This is a genomic window from Flavobacterium anhuiense, assembly GCF_900101855.1.
GTDB classification, from domain to species: domain Bacteria; phylum Bacteroidota; class Bacteroidia; order Flavobacteriales; family Flavobacteriaceae; genus Flavobacterium; species Flavobacterium anhuiense.
This window is the reverse complement of the sequence record NZ_FMVC01000006.1, coordinates 251,913-272,339: the sequence shown is the minus strand read 5'-3', so window position 1 is coordinate 272,339 and position 20,427 is coordinate 251,913. Positions and strand designations below refer to the sequence as shown.

Sequence of the window (20,427 nt, the reverse complement as noted above, 5' to 3'; positions counted from 1 at the left end):
ATGTTTAATGCACAGCTATCCTGAATTCCTTTTGCACTGAACCCTGCTCCACAAAGAGTTCCTTATGAAAAGCTGCGCAAAATGTCTCTGACTTTGCGCAATTTTTTTTGCATTATGTCTAACAGAAAACGTCTCAAAAGTCTCCGACTTTTTCCTAATCCCATCTTGAAATTCTTTTTTACTAAGAAGTTTTGTTTTAAAGTCAGAGACTTTGAGATGTATACGCTTTTTAAAATATTTGTTTGAGTGGCGCAAAGTCAGAGACATTTGCGCAGCGTGGGGAATCATTTTTAAAAGTCCGTTTTTTATTGAATTAAAATTAGAAAGCTGAGGTATCTATTTTTAATTTATATTTAATCAAAAAAACTGTTTTTTAAAACTAAACATGCAACAATTAGAAGATATCATAAAATACGTTTCAACTAAAAACAAAAGAAACCTCTTTACCTTTTTGACAGGAGCCGGACTTTCTTCAGAAAGCGGTATTCCAACTTATAGAGGTGTTGACGGTATTTGGGTTAAAGGAACACAATTTCATAAACCAGAAGAATTTGGAACTTTTAAATATTTCAAAGAACATCCGGAAGAAGTCTGGCAATATTCGTTGTTTAGAAAAAAAATGTTTCAAAATGCCAAACCAAATGAAAGTCATTACGAATTGGTTGAAATTGAAAATATCCTGAAAGACCGATTTCATCTTATTACCCAAAACATTGATAATTTACACCGACAAAGCGGAACTGAAAGAATTTTCGAAATCCATGGCAACAATAGAGAAATTAAATGTTCGAACGGCTGTAAAGAAATCGTAAATCTACCCGAAGAAATAAAAGGAAAAGAAATCGATGAAGATCTGACGGAAAGAGAAATAGAACTTTTAAAATGCCAAAGTTGCGGAAGCTGGATGAGACCTAATATTTTATGGTTTGATGAATATTATGATGAGAAAACAAATAAAAAATTCAGTTCTTTAAAAATTGCTAAAAATTCTGGAATACTATTTATTCTGGGAACTTCGGGCGCAACAAATCTCCCGATTGCAATTGCAGAAACCACTTTAAAATATGGAGGAACTATCGTTGATATTAATATAGAAGACAATCAGTTTACCGCTTTGATAAAGGATAAAAAGAATAAAATCATTATTCGAAAAACATCGACTGAAGCTTTAAAAATGATTAAAGAAATAATTAGAAACACTTATTTAACTTTATAGAATATTCGAAAAATCTAAAAGCCACTTCAATTAAGAAATGGCTTCTGATTCTTTTATCAATCCTAAAATTTTACCGTAAGCAATTGCTGCTTTATGAACCTGAACTGTCCAATCTTCTGCTGCATTATCATCGGCTCCGTCAGAAATATATTTTAAGCTTAAAAACGGAATATTTTCTTTCATGGCAATCATGGCTAGAGCATACGCTTCCATATCAACCACATTGTACGCGTCTGAACAATGTCCCATTTCAAAATTATCTCCCGTTCCGCAGATTCCTTCTTGAAGATTGTCCATTAACAAACCATATTCTAAAACTGGAGGTAAACCAGAAAGAGGCGTTTCGTATAATGCAAAACCTAAACCGCGAACGTCCATATCTCTTTGAACAAATTTGGTACAGCAGATTACGTCGCCCTTTTGAAAACAGCTGCTTCCTGCCGAACCTAGATTTATAATTACAGAGGGCTTTTTCTTTAGAATGGCTTTTGTCAGCTCATAAGCTGCGTTTACTTTTCCGATTCCAGTAATTAAAACATTGTGTCCTTTAAAAACTTCTGCTGCTTCAGATTCGAGCGCAAAACAGAATAATATATCTTCAACAGCAAATGATGCTGTTTGGTTAATTTGTATCATGCGTAAATTATTTTCGGTTTACAAAAATACGCTTAAAAGTTTACGTAGCTCTAACCTATATTAAAATCCAAAAAAGACGTTAAAGTCTGTTTTCTCTATTGTATTTTATGATATAAAAAATACATTTGCTAAAACCACTAAAAAAGTTTAAATCCAAAGTATAACTGCATGGATAATGAAAAATTTATTTTCTGCCTAGAAGGCGTTCGAGATATAGACGATCATAGCCCAACCCATGTGGTAAAATGTCTGGAAGAACTGGCAATTGACCAGGGCATTTCTAGCATTCATAAAACTTGCGATACGATTGAAGGTTTAGAAGAAAGTTTGAATATTTTGCTATATGAAGATCACAATTTCAAAGATTATGAGATTATTTATTTGGCAATGCCTGGTCAGGAAAACAACATATGCCTTCACGATTATTATTACAGCATAGAAGAAATCGCTGAATTGTTTGAAGGAAAAATGAAAGGGAAAATCATTCATTTTGCCAATCTTAAAGTTTTAGATTTAAACGAAGAAGAAGCACAATATTTCTTAGATATTACTGGCGCTAGAGCTATTTCTGGGTATGGTTCTACTTATAATAAAATTGCCAGTTGCAGTACTATTGACAAAGCATTTTTTAGTCTGTATCAAGAAAACGACAATTTGTTTGAGGTTGTTGAGGATCTTTATACCAAACATTACAATTTATGCAAACTGCTTGATTTTAGATTATATTATTAAAATGAAAAAAAAGCAGGCTGAAAAAATCAAAACGTACAATCCAAAAGGCTTTCGGGAGAAATTTCTGGGAGAAGACAATCCTATTCATTTGCTTTTCAAGTCAAATTCGGATCATTTTTTCTGTCTTGAAATCGAAGAAATGATGCAGATGCAGCATCCTGTTCCGCCTTCTAAACATTCCTGCCATACTTTAATTTTTATTTCTTCGGGACAGCACAAGATGAAATTGGGATATCAGGAATATATCACAACTGATAACGAAATGATTATGGTGCCTGCTGGACAGATTTTTTCACTAGACAATATCAATAATATTCATAAAGGTTACATCTGTCAGTTTCATCCTGATATTTTGATTCGGAAATATGGCAGCCGTGAATTGTTGAATGATTTTGATTTTTTGAAGATTTCTGGAAATCCGAAAATCAAACTGGCTCTCGAAGATATTGCTCCCATTACAAACATATTGGAGCGATTGAAAAAGGAATATTCAGAGACCACGATTACAGATTTAAATATAGTACAATCGTATCTGATTACGCTATTTTATGAAATGAATAAAAATGCTGTAAAAACTGTGAAAAATATTTCAGCTGCGGAAGCCATTACAACAAAATTCAAAGAACTAATTCATGATCATATAAAAACCCAACATCAGGTAAATTACTATTCTTCTCTATTGAATGTCACTCCAAACCATTTGAATAAATGTGTCAAGACCATTACAGGAAAATCTGCCGTTAAATGGATTGACGAAAACATATTGCTCGAAGCAAAATATTTACTCTTTCAAACCACTCTCTCAGTAGGGGAAATCGCAACACAGGTAGGATTTGAAGACCAATCTTACTTTAGCCGTTTTTTCAAAAAGACAGAAGGAATTTCTCCTATTCGATATCGAAAATTGATTGATAAGTCCCAATTATTGATTAAAGAATCCTAACAAATATGTAGACGTTTTTCAGAAATTTGCTTCCTCAAAAATGCAAACTATGATTTATGTTTTTAAAACCTCCGTTGATACCCAAGCCAAATTTGAATCGGCTTCTGTACTCTTAAATGAATTATTGCCTAATTCTCTGTGGAATTTTGATCTCGAAGATTGCGATAATATTCTGAGAGTTGACAGCGAATTGAATGTTGCAACATTACTGCAAGACAATCCAGTTTTCGATTGTATCGAATTAGAATAAAACCTTATACGCTTTATATGAAATTAGAATTATTAATTATTCGAATCAAATGATTAAAAATTGTACATAAAAAAGCGGGATTACAAACTTAATTGTATCCCGCTTTTTCTATTTAATCAACCACGATTTTTTTATTTTATCCAACGTGGATCTCCTACTTTTCTATCAATTAATGTTTGATTCTTAAGAGTAAAATCACCTGTTGTCGCACTTGTAAATTGAGGATCTAATACAGTTGCAGAAGTATCTGATCTATTGTTACTTGCTGCAACCTGTAAATTAGGTGAATTGAAATTATTATTGTTTGAGAACGTAGGAGCAGCAGTTGCCGTATTGTTAGTATAAGACGCTGATCCAACCGTAAATAGTGTATTACGCACTATTGATGCATTTGCATTAAAACGGACATACAAAATTCTGCTCGTTGCTGGCAATGTAGGCGCATAGATCGTACATGCATCAATTAACACATTACTTGTTAACCCTGTTCCTGTCAATCCAGTAGCTGCGTCTAAACGTATAAAGTCACGCGATGAACAGTTGTCAAATGTACTTTTTGTTAAAGAAACACTTGCCACATAAGTCGTTCTAAAGTCAATAAAATCAGCCCCAGAAGCGGTGTTAACATTTTTAATAATACTATTATCAACAGTGAACGATTTTAATTTTGCTGATGCATTTCCATACATTAATTGAGATGGGAAATCATGAACATTACAACCACTTATTAAAACATCTCCTAAGTTTGTTGTAGCTGCTGTACCAATTGTAATTGCACCGCCAGTTGTTCCTGCTCCACTTAAATCGATATCAACTAAAGAGAAATTAACTACTTCACTTGTATTATTAGGGTTGTTGGCAAGAGTGAAATTAAATTTAAGTTTTGGTTTATCACCAGGTCTCAAACCTCTCAATGTTAATGTTTTATTTACTGCTATTGTTCCAGTTTGAGCTGTATAATCACCGGGCATGAAAACCAAAACAGATCCAGAAGGTGCACTAGCAATTTTTTGAAGTACATCATCTTCTGGTTTAACCAATATCCCCGTTCCAATATCAATTCCTGTAGTAAAAGTTACTACCCCTCTTTTCTTCGTTCCGTTTAATAAAGTTGCGGTATAAGCAGTTTCACCTGTAAGACCAGTAATAGTTGCAACTCCAGCTGTTTTTTCTGCTGCCGTAATTGTGTGTGTAATATTCCCTGGCTGAACGGAAATTTGTGTTACTGCACTATTAGGAGTCCATCTTAATGTAACCTGAGTTGCTTCAATATCTGCATCCTGGACTGGAAAGAAAATTTGTTCTGTCAATGTTGTAGCTGTCGTAACATACCATTTAGAATCTTCTAATCCTTTACCACTAACTGCTTTTACTCTAATATAGTAAACAGTTTCTCCTTCTAATGCTACTTGCACAGGAAGTTGAGAAGCGGCAACATTCATTGTTTTATAAATAGTTTTGAACTCAGGATCATCTGCGCTAAATTCCACTACATAATGATCTGGATTTTCTTCTGCCTTAACTGTCCAGTTTAATTCAACCGTAGTTGAGTTTCTAATTTTTGCTGTCAGTCCAATTGGAGAAAATTCTCTTGTATTTTCGATACCGTCTAACAACGCTTCATTATAACTTTCACAGCTTGAAACCGCAATTGAAAAAAGTAATACAGTTATTAAACCTTTAAATATATCTAATGTTTTCATCATAATAATTTATTATTAATTTTTTGAAAGATTTTAATAACCGTAATCATTTTTTAACTGACCATTACTTCCATCAATAAACACTTGCCAAATTGGCCAGAATTGTCTATTATCAGGGTTCACTCCTACTTTATAAAGTGAGGCTATCTTGGCATCTGCAGCTGTTCCTGTCCAAGTCCATGGCGTAGATGAATAAGCTACTCCCGGATTTGTGGTTTCTCCTCTATTAAGACCGTAAATATCTAAACTCACATTATCCGCTTGATATTTATAATACAAAGTAGCCGGCACATCTGCGTATTGTCCTGTACGAGCCGATAATTCTGCCATTTTTTGTTTTGCTTTGTCTAAGTTTGCCTTAAGCAAATTCCAACGAATAAGTGCTTGTTTACGCTCCATCTCTCCTGTAAACTCATATTTATTTTCTTCAACAAGCGCATTAAACATTGCTTCTTTACTCGTTAAGGCATTTACATAATTTTCAACTTTTACAGCTTGGTCTGCCGAAGAAAATGCTCTCCTGCGAACTTCCTTCAAATAAGGCATTGCTGCACTTGGCCCTTCTAATTCATTTGCTGTTTCAGCCGCAATAAGAAGTACTTCGGCAAAACGCATGTACATTTTATTCACTCCATCATCATTCGTAGATGTTACATAACGTTTCATCCATTCGTAACGATATTTACCAAAATACCATGTATCTAAAGTTCCTAATTCTTGTTTAGCAATACCATTAACTGCAGCACCGTATTTATAAGGGACACAAGTCACATTTCTACGAGCGTCGGCTTGATCGTAATCGTAAAAAACAAATGGCAACGGACCTGCTACACCTCCACGGTTAGCGCCATTAGCTTGAAATTGGTCAACCGCAGCCGTGTGTTTTACAGCAAAAGTGAATAACATTCTACCACGTCCATCAGAAAAAGGAAGTTCCCAAAGAGATTCTCCTCCTGCAGCAGTATTCTCTTCATTGTATTTTCTCCACAATCCCTCAAAAGTAGATTCTAAACGAGCAGAACCACTTTGGATTACCTCACGAGATTCTTTTAAAGCTAATGCATACATATTAGCAACTGAAAGTTCTGGATCATTACTTCTTCTTACTCCATCAGGATATTGCTGGTAACCGCTTGCAGCCAAAGCCAAACGCGCTCTAAATGCTTTTACAAAAGCCTTATTTACATGTTCTACTGTACTTGTGTAAGCTGTTTCATTAGGCCAAGCCACTAATGTCGATGCTTCTCCTAAATCTGCAATTAGTTGTTTGTAAATAATGTCTCTATTGGTTTTAGCCAAATATAAAGTGGCGCTTGTAATAGGCTCAAAACGAGCTGGAACATCTCCCCATGACTTAAGTAAATCAGCATAGTAAATAGCTCTTAACGTTAAAGCTTCACCTAATAGCTGTCCCATTTCTGTACCTGGTGCAGGATTTCCATATTGGCGTATACCTTGAATACAAACATTTGCTCGTTCAATACCTGAATACATCATGGCATAAGCGTTATTAGTGGTATTCATCTCAGTATTACTTGGCTTAGCATCATACACACACAAATCTGCCTTATCCCCTGCTGTTTGCGAAGTATTATACCATTCTACATCTGTATTTAATCCATAATAAGGTAAAAATCTTCCTCTATAAGAGTTAGTCTCCGCAAATGGCACTTTTATTCCGTCAATAGCTCCTTTTGCAAGTCCCGCTGTAGAGAAAATTACAGAAGCATCTAATGTTGATTGTGCAGGCGCATCTAAATAGTCATCTTCAAATTGCTGGCAAGAACTAAATAGACCTGAAATAATCAATCCCGCTATTAATATTTTATGTTTCATTTTGTGTAGTCTTTTAAATTAGAAATTAAGATTCAATCCAAAAATCATTTGTCTGCTTCTTGGATATGGACTCGAATCAACTCCAGGAGTTAATGGAGTTTTTCTTTTGGTTGAAACTTCTGGATCAGAACCAGAATAGTTAGTCCAAACAAAAACATTGCTTGCTGTCAAATAAAATCTCAATTTAGAAATTGAAAGTTTAGATGTAAACATTTCAGGCATTGTGTATCCTAATGTTAGAGTATTTAATCTTAAAAACGACGCATCTTCCACTGCCCAATCTGTAAAAATAGCAGATCTCATATAAGGCGACCACATTGTTGTATTAGCATTAAGATCTGCCAATGCAGTAGGATCTGTTACCAATTGGCCAGTTGCTGGATCTAGATTTGTCCATCTTTTTCCATCTGCCATTGTAGAGTTTAAGTTTTTATACTTTCCTGAAGCAGTAGCTGTTGAAAATTCAATTTTATCGGCATTATAAACATCATTGCCAATACTCCAGTTAAAAGCCGCCATTAAATCAAATCCATAAGCATTTCCGTTAATTACAAAACCACCGTAGCTTTTAGGATTAACATTTCCGATAACTGTTTTATCATTTATATCTACTTTTCCATCTCCATTAACATCTTTCAATTTCATATCTCCTGGTTTAAGAGAACTTCCGTCTCCTACCAAAGAAGTAGACGTGTTAACTACTCCGCTTTTTAAAACATATTTCCCTCCAACATAATCAAAGTCTGAAACCTCATATCTTCCATCATTTTTATAACCATACATACTACCTAATGAACCACCAACTGCTATAAGGTAATCGTCTCCAATTTGTGAAGAAGCCCATCCTGTTGCCTGTCCAAAATCATTCATAGTACCTAATGAATTAATACGGTTTTTGTTTATTCCCATATTGAATGAAAAATTCAATCCGTATTTAGCTTTTTCAATAGCCACAACATTTAAAGTAGCTTCAAAACCTGTATTTTGAGTTTCTCCCATATTACGATATTGGAAATCGTATCCAGATCCTGCAACAGGGAAATTAATTAATAAGTCACTTGTAATATTTTTATAGATATCAAAATTACCACTTAAGCGATTTTTGAAAAATGCGAAATCCAAACCAAAGTTTTGAGTTACTGTTGTCTCCCATTTCAAATCAGGATTAGGCATTGTTTTTGAAGGAGCCCAAACACTAGTAACGCCATTAATCCATGATGTTGCTGTAGATTGAAAAATTTGAATCTGCTGACCAACAGGAATATTGTTATTTCCTGCCTCACCATAACTTGCTCTTAATTTTAGAAGACTTAACCAGCTTTGGTTTTTCATCCAGCTTTCTTCTGAGATTTTCCATCCGGCTGCAAAAGCTGGAAAATATCCCCAACGATTTTGCGATAAAAATTTACTTGATCCATCGGCACGAAATGTAGCAGAAAGTATGTAACGATTTTTGTAGTCATAATTTGCACGTCCAAAAAATGATAATAATTTATCATCTGGACTATAGTAATTATCTACTGATTGCGGAGATCCTTGCGTTGTTAATTTTTTTGCCTGATCAAAATCAAAAAACGTTGGATATCCATGTATTGTGCTAGTTACAGTATTCGAATTGTATTCGATGCTTTCTTGCCCAACAAGAACATTCAAATGATGATCTTCTCCCATTACTTTCTTGAAATCATAAGTCAGCGTATTAGCATTTCTGAAACGTCTATCTTTAGTATCTGACATAATCATTGCAGGCATATTCTGCATAGTAGCTAGCGGCGCATTAGCCACATAATAAGTAGTTAGCCCATAAAAACGATAGTCCTGATTATTAAAATTATCCAAACCTAAATCTACGTTCAACTTTAAATTATCTACAATCTGCCATCCAAAACTTCCTAGCATATTAAAGTTTTTACGAAGCTGCTGACGATCATTATCCGAAACAGACGTAAAAGGATTTATTAGCATATCTGACCCATCTCCATTTACATCTTCAGATGTTAAACCTGCTACTGGAAGTGGTGCATACCCAACAATAGTTCGCATACGAGAATCTGATGAAGACTTCTCGTTTTGTTCATTTACACCACCACCGTCAATCTCTGTATCTGAATAACGCATAGTAAAACCAACATCTATCTTATCATTTAATTTACTTTTTAAAGCTAATGACAGGTTATTTCTTTTATAGTTTGAGCCTATCATAATTGCTTTTTCATCGTAATGAGCATAATTAAAATTGTAGTTCAACTTTTCTGTACCTCCTCTAATTCCTAAATCACGGCTTTGAACCTCACCTGTACGCCCAAAAATCTGTTTTTGCCAATCATCTCCCTTTAAGCCATTGTACATGTCATGATCTTCCCAATTTCCAAAATACTTAGTGTATGAATCTGGGTTAGAAGGCACTTTTGTTCCCGTTTGAGAAAGTAAAGCATATTCGTACTGCCATTTCGTATAATCTTCAGGCGACAAAACATCAATTTCTTTTGCCATCGTTTTCATGCCATAGAACATATTAAAGTTCACTGCCATTTTTCCGTCTTTACCCTTTTTTGTTGTAATAAGAATTACCCCATTTGCACCACGTGATCCGTAGATAGCAGTTGAAGCAGCATCTTTTAAAACAGTCATCGTATCGATATCAGATGAAGAAATATCATTCATGTTATTAACTGGAAAACCATCCACAATAATTAATGGCGAAGCATCTTGTGTAAGTGAACCACCGCCACGAACTCTAATTCTAATATCTGCATCTGGAGAACCTTCGGCAGCAGTTACTTGCACACCCGCAATTCTACCAGTTAAAGCTTCGGCAACATTTGCTACCGGCACTTTTTTCAAGTCTGCTCCTGAGATAGTAGAAACTGCACCAGTCAAATCAGATTTCTTAGAAGTTCCATATCCAATTACAACAACTTCATTTAAGTTATTAGCATCTTCAATCAATGTTGCATTTACCTTAGTTTTTCCTTCTGTAGAAACATTAATGCTTTGAAACCCTATAAAAGAAAAGATTAATACGGCTTTCGGATTGGTCAGTTTTATTTTGTAATGCCCGTCAAAATCGGTAGAAGTTCCGTTCTTAGTTCCTTTTTCTAAGACGTTTACCCCAGGAAGAGAAAGTCCCGCGGCATCCTTCACGGTTCCCTCTATCGTTGTGCCTTGCGCGTGTACTTGACTACCGATCAATAAGCACAGTAAGAAAACAAGTTTAAAGCAAAAATTTGCTCCTTTGTTTAATAGTTCTTTAAAGTTCATGGTTGATTGTTTAAGTTATTAATGTTTTTCTTTTTGGTTAAGTGGTTTTTTGTGGTTACTTTCAATTCATTTTTTACTTAATATTTGTGGTTTTTTATTTAACAGCAATTTATTTATCTCTTCACTAAAGCTTTATTCTAACTTCCTTTTTCATCATCTAACTTAATCGATTGCGAACATTGTCAAAAAAAGTTGTAATCGATTACACAAACATAAATATTTTTTTTAAACGAAAAATAAAATTTCCCAAAAAAATCCTAAAATAAATTATATAATAAAATTTTTATCGCTTTTTTATATGACATATATAATTTATGTCACTTTAAAATATTAAAAATATTATTATCAATCGTTCATTTGATTCTATTATTACAAAAAAAACAATCGATTACATGAATATTAATTACGAAATTATCAGGTGTTATTTTTACACTTAAAAAGTTAAAATCAAGCTAAAAAAGATGGGAAACTTCAGCAATATTTTAAAATTTACAATGATTTTACTTATAAATGAAACCAGCAGAACAAACCAAAAAGTAATTTTGACTATAAGTTTACGTCTTTACAAGCACAAAAAAAGCCCTTAAACAAAAGTTAAGGGCTTAAAATTTTATAATTTCTAGATTTATATCGGCTGAACTTGAACCTGTTTTTGATGTAATCTCATCAATATGAATGTAATAATCATTCCGATAATCGACATCACTACTCCAATAAGATTAGGAGAAGAATAGCTAAATCCTGCAGCTAAGGGCAGTCCGCCTAGAAAAGCACCTAGAGCATTCCCAATATTGAAACTTCCTTGAAGAGAAGCTGAAGCAATCATCTCTGCTCCTTTTGCAGTACGAATCATCAGCATTTGAATTGGAGCAATTACAGAGAACGAAATAGCACCTGTCAAGAAAGTCAGAAATAAGGACATGTATTGATTGAATGAGAAAAAGTAAACTAAAACTAGATCGGTGGACATAACAAGCAATAAAGCCAAAGTTGTAGGAGCTGGCGAAAAACGATCTGCCAACTTACCTCCTACAAAATTTCCAACCACCATTCCTAATCCAGCAAGAATTAAGATGGATGAAACATCTTCTGGCGAAAACTTAGATACATTAATTAATAATGGTGCGATGTAGCTGATCCAAGCAAACAGACCTCCAAAACCAATAGCCGTAATTCCTATTATCAGCCAAGCTTCTGTTCTTTTAAAGAACTGCAACTGCGTTTTCATGTTTACGCTTTCTCCTTTTTCTAGATTTGGCATCCAAAAATAAATAGCCAACAAAGTCAACAGTCCCACAAGAGCAATTAAAACAAAAGTATAACGCCAAATAAAATGATGTCCAATATAAGTCCCAATCGGCACACCTATTAAGTTAGCAATAGTTAAGCCCGCAAACATAATCGAGATGGCTTGTGCTTCTTTTCCTTTATCTGCTAAACGGCTTGCAACTACGGCTCCTACTCCAAAGAATGCGCCATGCGGCAAACCAGAAAGAAATCGAGAAGCAAATAAAACATTATAATTGGGAGCAATGATTGATAAAGCATTAAAAACAGCCAACATTAGGGCTAAAATTAAAAGCATTTTTTTAGGCGCATAATTTCTTCCCGCGATTACTAATAAAGGTGCTCCAATAACAACTCCAAGTGCATATGCCGAAATTAAATATCCAGCAACCGGAATTGAAACTTTCATATCTGAAGCAATATCTGGGAGTAATCCCATCATTACAAATTCTGTAATTCCAATAGTTAACCCTCCTAAAGAGAGTGCAATAAGACTTTTTTTCATTTTGATTTAATGTAGAAAGGAATAGATTTCTACGAGGCAAAATTAACACCGTTAAGCGAATTAAAAATTGTATATTTGTGATATAAAATTGTATAATTAAGTTATGCCGAAATTAAATCAGTTCAAAACGCTTGTCCTTGACGAATTTGAAGAAGAAAAATTTCACCTTCCTCCACATACACATACGTATTACGAAATCATATACATTAAGAAAGGAAGCGGGATTCATCACCTAAATAATAATCTTCTGCCTTACAAAGCGGGCGACTTATTTGTGATTTCGCCAGACGATGAACATTATTTTGACATAAAGAAAAGCACTCGATTCATCTTTATCAAATTCACTGACAATTATTTCAATTCTAAACAGAATTTAACTTGCGATGAATTCTTATTGAATACTCCCGAAAGTTTCATGCGCGATAAAATCTTAAAAGAAACGGTTTTGAAGTTTGATGAACCTTGCAGAACAATTTTAAAAAATACTGTCGAAAATATTGTAACCTATGATAAGTATATCGATGTTACTTCTTCTCCGATTGTATTTTATCAGATTCTTTCGATTTTTGGTTTAATCAAAGAAACCATCCGCTGCATGAACCTTCAGATGAAATCGGTTCATTTTGATAGTGAGCAAATAGCCAATTACATTCATCAGAATATTTATCAGCCCAAATTGGTTCAAGTAAAAGTTATTGCAGAACATTTTAATATTGCGCAAACCTATTTTAGCGCTTATTTTAAAAGAACTTTCAGCATCAGTTATCGCGAATACATTCATAATTTAAGATTGACCTTAATCGAAAAAAGATTTCACAACAATCAATTGCCGATTAAACAAATAGCATACGAATTTGGTTTTACTGATGAAAGCCATTTGACGAATTATTTTAAGAAACGTAAAAACATGAAGCCAACCGATTTCAAAAAACTCTAGTTAGCAAAATCTTAAAAAGTTATTTCCTCGAACATTTTTAGCTAAATTTGTGCTACTAAAAACAATTTCTTTGAAAAAGAAAATCCACATAATAATGCTTTTTATAACTCTTAGCTTCTTTTTGAACCCGAGTTATACTTTTGCATGCCATACTGGACACTCTAAAGAAATTACCGCTAAAGAAGAAAACAGCTGTTCAAAAAAGTGCTGTGAAAAGAAAACTTCGAAACAAGAAAAACATAATTGTGATGGAAAATGCCGTCATTCTGGCTGTAATACCTCAACATTAAACATCTTTTTAACTTCAAATGATTTTGATTTGCAAAACGATGTTTTCAATTTTTCTTTAAAAAATACTATTTCATCTTATAGTAATTCTACTATTTCTTCTGGATTTACTTCTATTTGGCTGAAGCCGAAAATATAATTATTGCATTTGTGACAGCCCATATTGGGTCTTTTTGAAATCAAATTTTTTAATTAATTTTAAAGGAAATAATCCTTTACCAAATATAATATACAATGAAAAAATCAATTATAGCTTTAGCAACAGCACTTACAATAGTATTTAACGCAAATACAATTCAGGCAAAAACCAATACTACTGAATTAACAGCAATCGAAATGGCAGATTCTCAATTACAATCTGTTTACGACGCTTATTTTACTGTAAAAGATGCGCTTATTAAAAGTGACAGCAAATTGACTTCGGCGAAAGCTGCAACTTTACTGACAGCGATTACTGCAGTGAAAATGGACAAACTAAAAAGCAACGAACATACGGTTTGGATGAAAGTGGTAAAAAAATTAACTGCCGACGCCAAAAGTATTTCGTCTACAACAGATCTTAAAAAACAGCGTGAGACTTTCAAATCATTATCTAAAAGCACTTACGATTTAATAAAAGTTTCTAATCCAGAACAACCAATTTACAAACAATACTGCCCAATGGCAGATGCTGATTGGTTAAGCAAAGAAAAAGCAGTTAAGAATCCATACTACGGTTCTTCTATGTTGACTTGCGGAAATGTGGTAGAAACGATCAAATAAATATGAAGCTTTACATCAAAAATATGGTGTGCAGCCGATGCAAAATGGTAGTGAAGTCTGAGTTCGAAAAGCTCGGACTTCAAACTACTGCTGTAGAATTAGGAGAAGTTGAACTGAATGAGGAAATCAGCGATTCTCAAAAAGAAATTCTATTAGAAAATCTTCAAGCTTTAGGTTTTGATTTAATCGATGATAAAAAGACAAAAACGGTCGAAAGAATAAAAAACCTGATTGTCGATTTGGTTCATCATAAAAACAATGATCTCAAAATCAACCTATCAGAATATCTGGCAGAAAACCTCAATCAAGATTATAATTCGCTAAGCAATTTATTCTCTGAAATTGAAAATACTACAATAGAAAAGTATTTCATAAGCCAGAAAATCGAGAAAGTAAAAGAATTATTGATTTACAATGAGCTTTCGTTAAGCGAAATTGCTGATATTTTAAATTACAGTAATGTGGCGCATTTAAGTAATCAATTCAAAAAAATTACAGGCTTTACTCCCACTTCTTTCAAGCAGTCAAAAGATAAAATGCGTATTCAGATCGAGAATATTTAATCTCGACACAAAAAATTTTTCTCTCGCAGATTCCGCAGATTTGATTTAATAATCTAAAAAAATATCTGCTCAATCTGCGGAATCTGCGAGAGAATTTTATTGCAAAAAATAAACATAACCAATGGTTTCAACCATTGGAACGCAACGATTGGCATCTAATAATTAACACACATTGAATTTATCACAACACGTTTCCCAAGGTTGAAACCTTGGACTATGTTTAAATACAGCTCGCAGAATTATTCACACAAAGCTTTGCGAACTTTTAAAAATCTGAACTAAATAAAAACTTAGCTCTCTATAGCTATCGGGATTGCGTAAATTCTTTGCGTCCTTTGCGTTAAAAAACAACATTTAGTAAATCTTACAAATCATTCCCAAAATTCTACAAACCGAACTCGCAGATACTTCGGAAATTTGCATTGTAATACTTAAAAACCAATACAATGACTCATCAATATATAATTTCAGGAATGTCGTGTGACGGATGTCGCAAAAAAGTAGAAAAAACTTTGAACGAAGTAGAAGGTGTTCATGCAGAAGTTAATTTGAATCCGCCAACAGCAACTATTACAATGGACAAACACGTCCCGACAGAAAAATTTCAGGAAGTTTTAGCTGCTGCTGGAAATTATACTATTGAAATGGATTCTCCTAAAAACCATGGAGAAGTAGCTGTTAAATCTTGCTGTTCTAGCCATAAAAAAGAACATCACGGTCACAATCACGATCATCACAAAACAGCAACTAAAAAAGTGCATCAGCATAGTGCAAATGGCGTCTACTACTGCCCAATGCATTGTGAAGGAGATAAAACATACAACAAACCCGGAGATTGCCCAGTTTGCGGAATGGACTTAGTACCGCAAGTTGCCATAACTGCAACACAATTTACTTGTCCGATGCATCCAGAAGTTGTTTCAAACGAACCAGGCGATTGTCCAATTTGCGGAATGGATTTGGTTCCGATGCAAGCTTCTGAAAGCGAAGAAAACAAAACTTATACTGATTTATTGAAAAAAATGAAAATTGCGATTTTGTTTACGCTTCCCATTTTCATTATCTCCATGTCAGAAATGATTCCGAATAATCCTCTTTACAATATAATGTCAATTGAAAAATGGAACTGGGTTCAGCTTTTGTTTTCAATTCCTGTTTTGTTTTACGCTGGATGGATGTTTTTCGTTCGTGCCTACAAATCAATTGTGACTTGGAATTTAAACATGTTTACTTTAATCGGAATCGGAACCAGTGTTGCTTTTCTATTTAGTATTGTCGGAATGTTTTTTCCTGATATTTTTCCATCCGAATTCAAATCACATCACGGAACCATTCATTTGTATTTTGAAGCGGCAACGGTAATTATCACCTTAGTTTTATTAGGACAATTATTGGAAGCCAAAGCACACGGACAAACCAATGGTGCCATAAAAGAATTATTAAAACTAGCCCCGACAGAAGCAACTTTGGTTGAAAACGGAGTAGATAAAGTAATCTCCATCCACAACATCAAAAAAGGCGATTTACTTCGTGTAAAACCCGGAGAAAAAATTCCTGTTGATGGAAAAATAACAACTGGCGAAAGTAATATAGACGAATCGATGATTACGGGAGAACCAATTCCGGTAGATAAAAAAACAGGCGATGCAGTAATTTCTGGAACTATAAACGGAACAAAATCGTTTGTGATGATTGCCGAAAAAGTAGGATCAGAAACCATGCTTTCGCAGATTATTCAAATGGTAAATGACGCTAGCAGATCTCGCGCTCCAATTCAGAAATTAGCCGATCGCGTTTCTAAATATTTTGTACCAACAGTTGTCATTATTTCGATTGCAACTTTTTTTATTTGGGCAAAATTTGGTCCAGAACCTGCTTACGTGTATGGGTTAATTAATGCTATTGCCGTTTTAATTATTGCTTGTCCTTGCGCACTTGGACTGGCAACTCCGATGTCGGTAATGGTTGGAGTTGGAAAAGGCGCTCAAAACGGAATCTTGATTAAAAATGCCGAAGCGTTGGAAAACATGAATAAAATTGATGTTTTGATTACTGATAAAACTGGGACAATTACTGAAGGGAAACCATCAGTCGAAAAAATCTATGCCATCAATAATGACGAAGATTTTCTTCTTGAAAATATTGCTTCTTTAAATCAACATAGCGAACATCCTTTGGCGCAAGCCGTAGTCAATTTCGCGAAAGCAAAAAATAGTTCATTAAAAGAAGTTCACGGTTTTGAAACTATTGCAGGAAAAGGTGTTTTAGGAACCATAGAAAACATAAGTGTCGCTTTAGGAAACAAAAAATTAATGGATGAAATTGGTGCTTCTGTTTCTAATGATTTAGAACAAAAAGTAATTTATGAACAAAATTTAGGAAAAACTATTTCGTACATCGCTATCGAAAAAAGCGTTTTAGGTTTCGTTGCCATTACAGATGCTATTAAAGAAAACAGTGCAAAAGCCATTAAAGAATTAATTGCTCAAGGCGTTGAGGTTATCATGATGACAGGTGATAATCATAATACTGCAAAAGCCGTTGCCGAACATTTGCATTTGAGTTCTTTCAAAGCCGATTGTCTTCCGGAAGATAAACTGAAAGAAATTGAACGTCTGCAATCTCAAGGAAAAATCGTTGCCATGGCTGGAGACGGAATCAATGATGCGCCTGCTTTGGCTCAATCCAATATCGGGATTGCAATGGGAACAGGAACTGATGTTGCCATCGAAAGTGCCAAAATTACTCTGGTAAAAGGCGATCTTAACGGAATTGTAAAAGCCAAAAACCTCAGCCATGCTGTAATGTCAAATATCAAACAGAATTTATTTTTTGCTTTTATCTATAATACTTTGGGTGTGCCAATTGCGGCTGGAATTTTATATCCAGTGTTCGGAATTTTGCTTTCGCCAATGTTGGCCGCGGTTGCAATGAGTTTGAGTTCTGTATCTGTAATCGTAAATGCTTTGCGATTGAGAAATTTAAAATTGTAAGTTGGGCGAAATATTTCAACACATAGAAACATAGCTTTGCCTTGTGCGTAAAGGCGTTTCACTTGCATCAATACACATAGCTATGTGTGGAAACTAGTTTCTTTTATTCTCTTTTTTTTAGACAAAAAAATCTATGTTTCTATGTGTTAAAATTCAATTATGTACAATTGATTTAAAATTATAATCCATGATTAAAATTAAATATATACTGATCTTTTTTTTAATTGCTTTTCAGCTAAAAGCACAAAAAGTCGTGCGTTACGATTTGCATGTTCGCGATACGATTGTCAATTTTTCGGGTAAAGAAAAACGTGCAATTGCGGTAAATGGACAAATTCCGATGCCGACTTTGACTTTCACCGAAGGCGATATTGCAGAAATTTATGTGCATAACGAATTAAAAAAGGAAACCACTTCCATGCACTGGCACGGATTATTTCTTCCCAATAAAGAAGACGGAGTTCCGTATCTTACGCAAATGCCTATTGAACCTGGAACAACTCACAAATATACTTTTCCAATTATTCAAAACGGAACCTATTGGTATCACAGTCATTCGGGTTTGCAGGAACAAATTGGTTTATACGGACTTTTTATCATCAATAAGAAAAAAGACGATCCGACGATTCGAAAAGGAATTGACGATTTACCGACTATTCCAGTTATTTTAAGCGAATGGTCAGATTTAAAACCTGAGAATATTCAGCGAATGCTGCACAATGCCAACGATTGGTTTGCGATTAAAAAAGGAACTACACAAAGTTATTTTGAAGCTTTAAAACAAAAACATTTTTCGACCAAAGTGACGAACGAATGGAAACGAATGAATGCGATGGACGTCAGCGATGTTTATTATGAAAAGTTTTTAATTAACGGAAAAAATGAACAGCAGTTTTCAGATCTTAAACCAGGTTCAAAAGTTCGATTGCGAATTGCCAATGGAGGCGCTTCCAGTTATTTCTGGCTGACTTATGGTGGAGGAAAAATCACCGTTGTAGCCAGCGACGGAAATGACGTAGAACCTGTAGAAGTAGATCGTTTGATTATTGCGGTTTCTGAAACTTATGATGTTGTAGTTACAATTCCCGAAAACAATAAATCTTTTGCCTTTTTGGCTACAGCCGAAGATAGAACTGGATCTGCAACTTTGTTTTTAGGAAATGGAGAAAAACAGCCAGTTCATCATCTTTCAAAATTAAAATATTTTGAAGGGATGAAAATGATGAACGATATGATGAAAATGAACGGCGAAATGAACGATATGGGCATGAATATGTCTCTGAACAAAATGGATATGAATGCCGTAATGTATCCAGAAATTTCGGGTGAAGATGAAAATGCAAAACCTGCGATGGATCATTCGAATCATAATATGGGCGACATGAAAATGGAAAACGACAGCACTGAAACTTCCGAAATCGTGACTTTGAATTATGGCATGCTGAAATCGCCATTTAAAACCAATCTTCCGAAAGATGCTCCTGTAAAAGAATTGCGTTTCACTTTATCTGGAAATATGAATCGTTATGTTTGGAGTTTAGACAATAAAGTAGTTTCTGAAACCGATAAAATTTTAATTAAAAAAGGAGAAAACGTTCGCATTGTTTTATATAATGGCTCAATGATGCGCCACCCAATGCATTTACACGGACATGATTTTCGAATTATCAATGAACATGGGGATTATTCTCCGCTGAAAAATGTGATTGACATTATGCCAATGGAAACCGATACGATCGAATTTCAAGCAAATGCAGATGGAGACTGGTTTTTTCACTGTCATATTTTATATCACATGATGGCTGGAATGGGACGTATTTTTAGTTATGAAAATTCAGCTCCAAATCCATTGATTCATCATCCAGAAATGGCTTTTAAAATGCTAAAAATGGATGACCGTATGTTTCATTTTATGGCAGAAAACGATTTTGCAACCAACGGAAATGATGGAGAAGCGATGTTCAGCAACACGCGCTGGAGCATCGGAACCGAATGGAGATTGGGCTATAATGACAAACATGGTTATGAGACTGAAACGCATATTGGACGATATATCGGAAAAAATCAATGGTTAATGCCTTTTATTGGTTTTGATTGGAGATACCGAAAAATGGGAATGGACGAGCAAGAACAAAATCTTTTTGGACAGAAAAACACCAAAGACAATCGTTCGGTTTTTAGTGCGGGTCTTGAGTATACTTTACCAATGCTCATAAAAGCACAAGTTGAGGTTTATACCGATGGGAATGTTAGAGTTCAGTTTGAGCGAAAGGACATTCCGCTTTCACAACGCCTTCGAATGAACTTGATGTGGAATACTGATAAAGAATACATGGCAGGATTGAAATACATTGTTGGCAGAAACTTCGGAATCACAACTCATTATGACAGCGATATGGGAATTGGTTTTGGAGTGAATCTGAATTATTGATCAATTTGAATTATAAAAATTATTTAAGTTCATTAGTCATTACTAGATTTCTTCTAAACACGGAATTCACTTTTACCAAAACAT

At 34.4% G+C, this 20,427-nt stretch carries 15 protein-coding genes; 10 read left to right on the top strand and 5 right to left on the bottom strand.

Annotation, left to right across the window (positions count from 1 at the left end; genetic code table 11):
- Positions 1 to 385 precede the first annotated feature (385 nt).
- Positions 386 to 1,216: an SIR2 family NAD-dependent protein deacylase gene (locus BLP44_RS17230; RefSeq protein ID WP_091134733.1), complete on the top strand. Its 831-nt coding sequence runs from the start codon at positions 386 to 388 to the stop codon at positions 1,214 to 1,216.
- Positions 1,217 to 1,246: 30 nt separating this feature from the next.
- Here the strand turns inward: BLP44_RS17230 and BLP44_RS17225 are convergent, their stop codons facing one another.
- Positions 1,247 to 1,852: a 5'-methylthioadenosine/S-adenosylhomocysteine nucleosidase family protein gene (locus tag BLP44_RS17225; RefSeq protein ID WP_008464720.1), complete on the bottom strand. Its 606-nt coding sequence runs from the start codon at positions 1,850 to 1,852 to the stop codon at positions 1,247 to 1,249.
- A 168-nt stretch (positions 1,853 to 2,020) separates the two neighbouring features.
- Here BLP44_RS17225 and BLP44_RS17220 point away from each other — a divergent pair, with 168 nt between their 5' ends.
- Genes BLP44_RS17220 through BLP44_RS17210 form a run of 3 tightly spaced genes read left to right on the top strand, consistent with a single transcriptional unit; the run spans position 2,021 to position 3,777 of the window.
- Positions 2,021 to 2,584, top strand: a complete 564-nt coding sequence (locus BLP44_RS17220; RefSeq protein WP_008464718.1) for a DUF6642 family protein — start codon at positions 2,021 to 2,023, stop codon at positions 2,582 to 2,584.
- Between the two features lies 1 nt (position 2,585).
- Positions 2,586 to 3,527 (top strand): helix-turn-helix domain-containing protein, encoded by a 942-nt coding sequence (locus BLP44_RS17215; protein ID WP_244511801.1) that lies wholly within the window; start codon positions 2,586 to 2,588, stop codon positions 3,525 to 3,527.
- A gap of 49 nt (positions 3,528 to 3,576) precedes the next feature.
- The gene (locus BLP44_RS17210) at positions 3,577 to 3,777 is read left to right on the top strand and encodes a hypothetical protein (protein ID WP_091134729.1); all 201 of its coding nucleotides are present in this window, start codon (positions 3,577 to 3,579) and stop codon (positions 3,775 to 3,777) included.
- Positions 3,778 to 3,908: 131 nt separating this feature from the next.
- Here the strand turns inward: BLP44_RS17210 and BLP44_RS17205 are convergent, their stop codons facing one another.
- The 4 genes from BLP44_RS17205 to BLP44_RS17190 all read right to left on the bottom strand — a co-directional run bounded on the left by BLP44_RS17205 (position 3,909) and on the right by BLP44_RS17190 (position 12,369).
- Positions 3,909 to 5,483 carry a DUF4957 domain-containing protein gene (locus BLP44_RS17205; protein ID WP_091134728.1) on the bottom strand — a complete coding sequence of 525 codons (1,575 nt, stop codon included), beginning with the start codon at positions 5,481 to 5,483 and terminating at the stop codon, positions 3,909 to 3,911.
- A 30-nt stretch (positions 5,484 to 5,513) separates the two neighbouring features.
- Positions 5,514 to 7,316, bottom strand: a complete 1,803-nt coding sequence (locus BLP44_RS17200; RefSeq protein WP_091134727.1) for a RagB/SusD family nutrient uptake outer membrane protein — start codon at positions 7,314 to 7,316, stop codon at positions 5,514 to 5,516.
- 18 nt (positions 7,317 to 7,334) lie between these two features.
- Positions 7,335 to 10,577, bottom strand: coding sequence for a SusC/RagA family TonB-linked outer membrane protein (locus tag BLP44_RS17195; RefSeq protein WP_091134725.1), 3,243 nt, complete (start codon positions 10,575 to 10,577; stop codon positions 7,335 to 7,337).
- Positions 10,578 to 11,202: 625 nt separating this feature from the next.
- The gene (locus tag BLP44_RS17190) at positions 11,203 to 12,369 is read right to left on the bottom strand and encodes an MFS transporter (RefSeq protein WP_066033664.1); all 1,167 of its coding nucleotides are present in this window, start codon (positions 12,367 to 12,369) and stop codon (positions 11,203 to 11,205) included.
- A gap of 103 nt (positions 12,370 to 12,472) precedes the next feature.
- Between BLP44_RS17190 and BLP44_RS17185 the strand changes: the two genes are divergently transcribed.
- The 6 genes from BLP44_RS17185 to BLP44_RS17160 all read left to right on the top strand — a co-directional run bounded on the left by BLP44_RS17185 (position 12,473) and on the right by BLP44_RS17160 (position 20,343).
- A complete protein-coding gene (locus BLP44_RS17185; protein ID WP_091134722.1) occupies positions 12,473 to 13,306 on the top strand; it encodes an AraC family transcriptional regulator in 834 nt (277 codons plus the stop codon).
- Positions 13,307 to 13,376: 70 nt separating this feature from the next.
- Positions 13,377 to 13,733, top strand: a complete 357-nt coding sequence (locus tag BLP44_RS17180) for a hypothetical protein (protein ID WP_236940325.1) — start codon at positions 13,377 to 13,379, stop codon at positions 13,731 to 13,733.
- A 95-nt stretch (positions 13,734 to 13,828) separates the two neighbouring features.
- The gene (locus tag BLP44_RS17175; RefSeq protein WP_091134721.1) at positions 13,829 to 14,356 is read left to right on the top strand and encodes a DUF3347 domain-containing protein; all 528 of its coding nucleotides are present in this window, start codon (positions 13,829 to 13,831) and stop codon (positions 14,354 to 14,356) included.
- A 2-nt stretch (positions 14,357 to 14,358) separates the two neighbouring features.
- A complete protein-coding gene (locus tag BLP44_RS17170; RefSeq protein WP_066033661.1) occupies positions 14,359 to 14,919 on the top strand; it encodes an AraC family transcriptional regulator in 561 nt (186 codons plus the stop codon).
- 446 nt (positions 14,920 to 15,365) lie between these two features.
- Complete coding sequence (locus tag BLP44_RS17165; protein WP_091134720.1) at positions 15,366 to 17,912, top strand: heavy metal translocating P-type ATPase; 2,547 nt, start codon at positions 15,366 to 15,368, stop codon at positions 17,910 to 17,912.
- Positions 17,913 to 18,099: 187 nt separating this feature from the next.
- Positions 18,100 to 20,343: a multicopper oxidase family protein gene (locus BLP44_RS17160; protein ID WP_244511800.1), complete on the top strand. Its 2,244-nt coding sequence runs from the start codon at positions 18,100 to 18,102 to the stop codon at positions 20,341 to 20,343.
- Positions 20,344 to 20,427 lie beyond the last annotated feature (84 nt).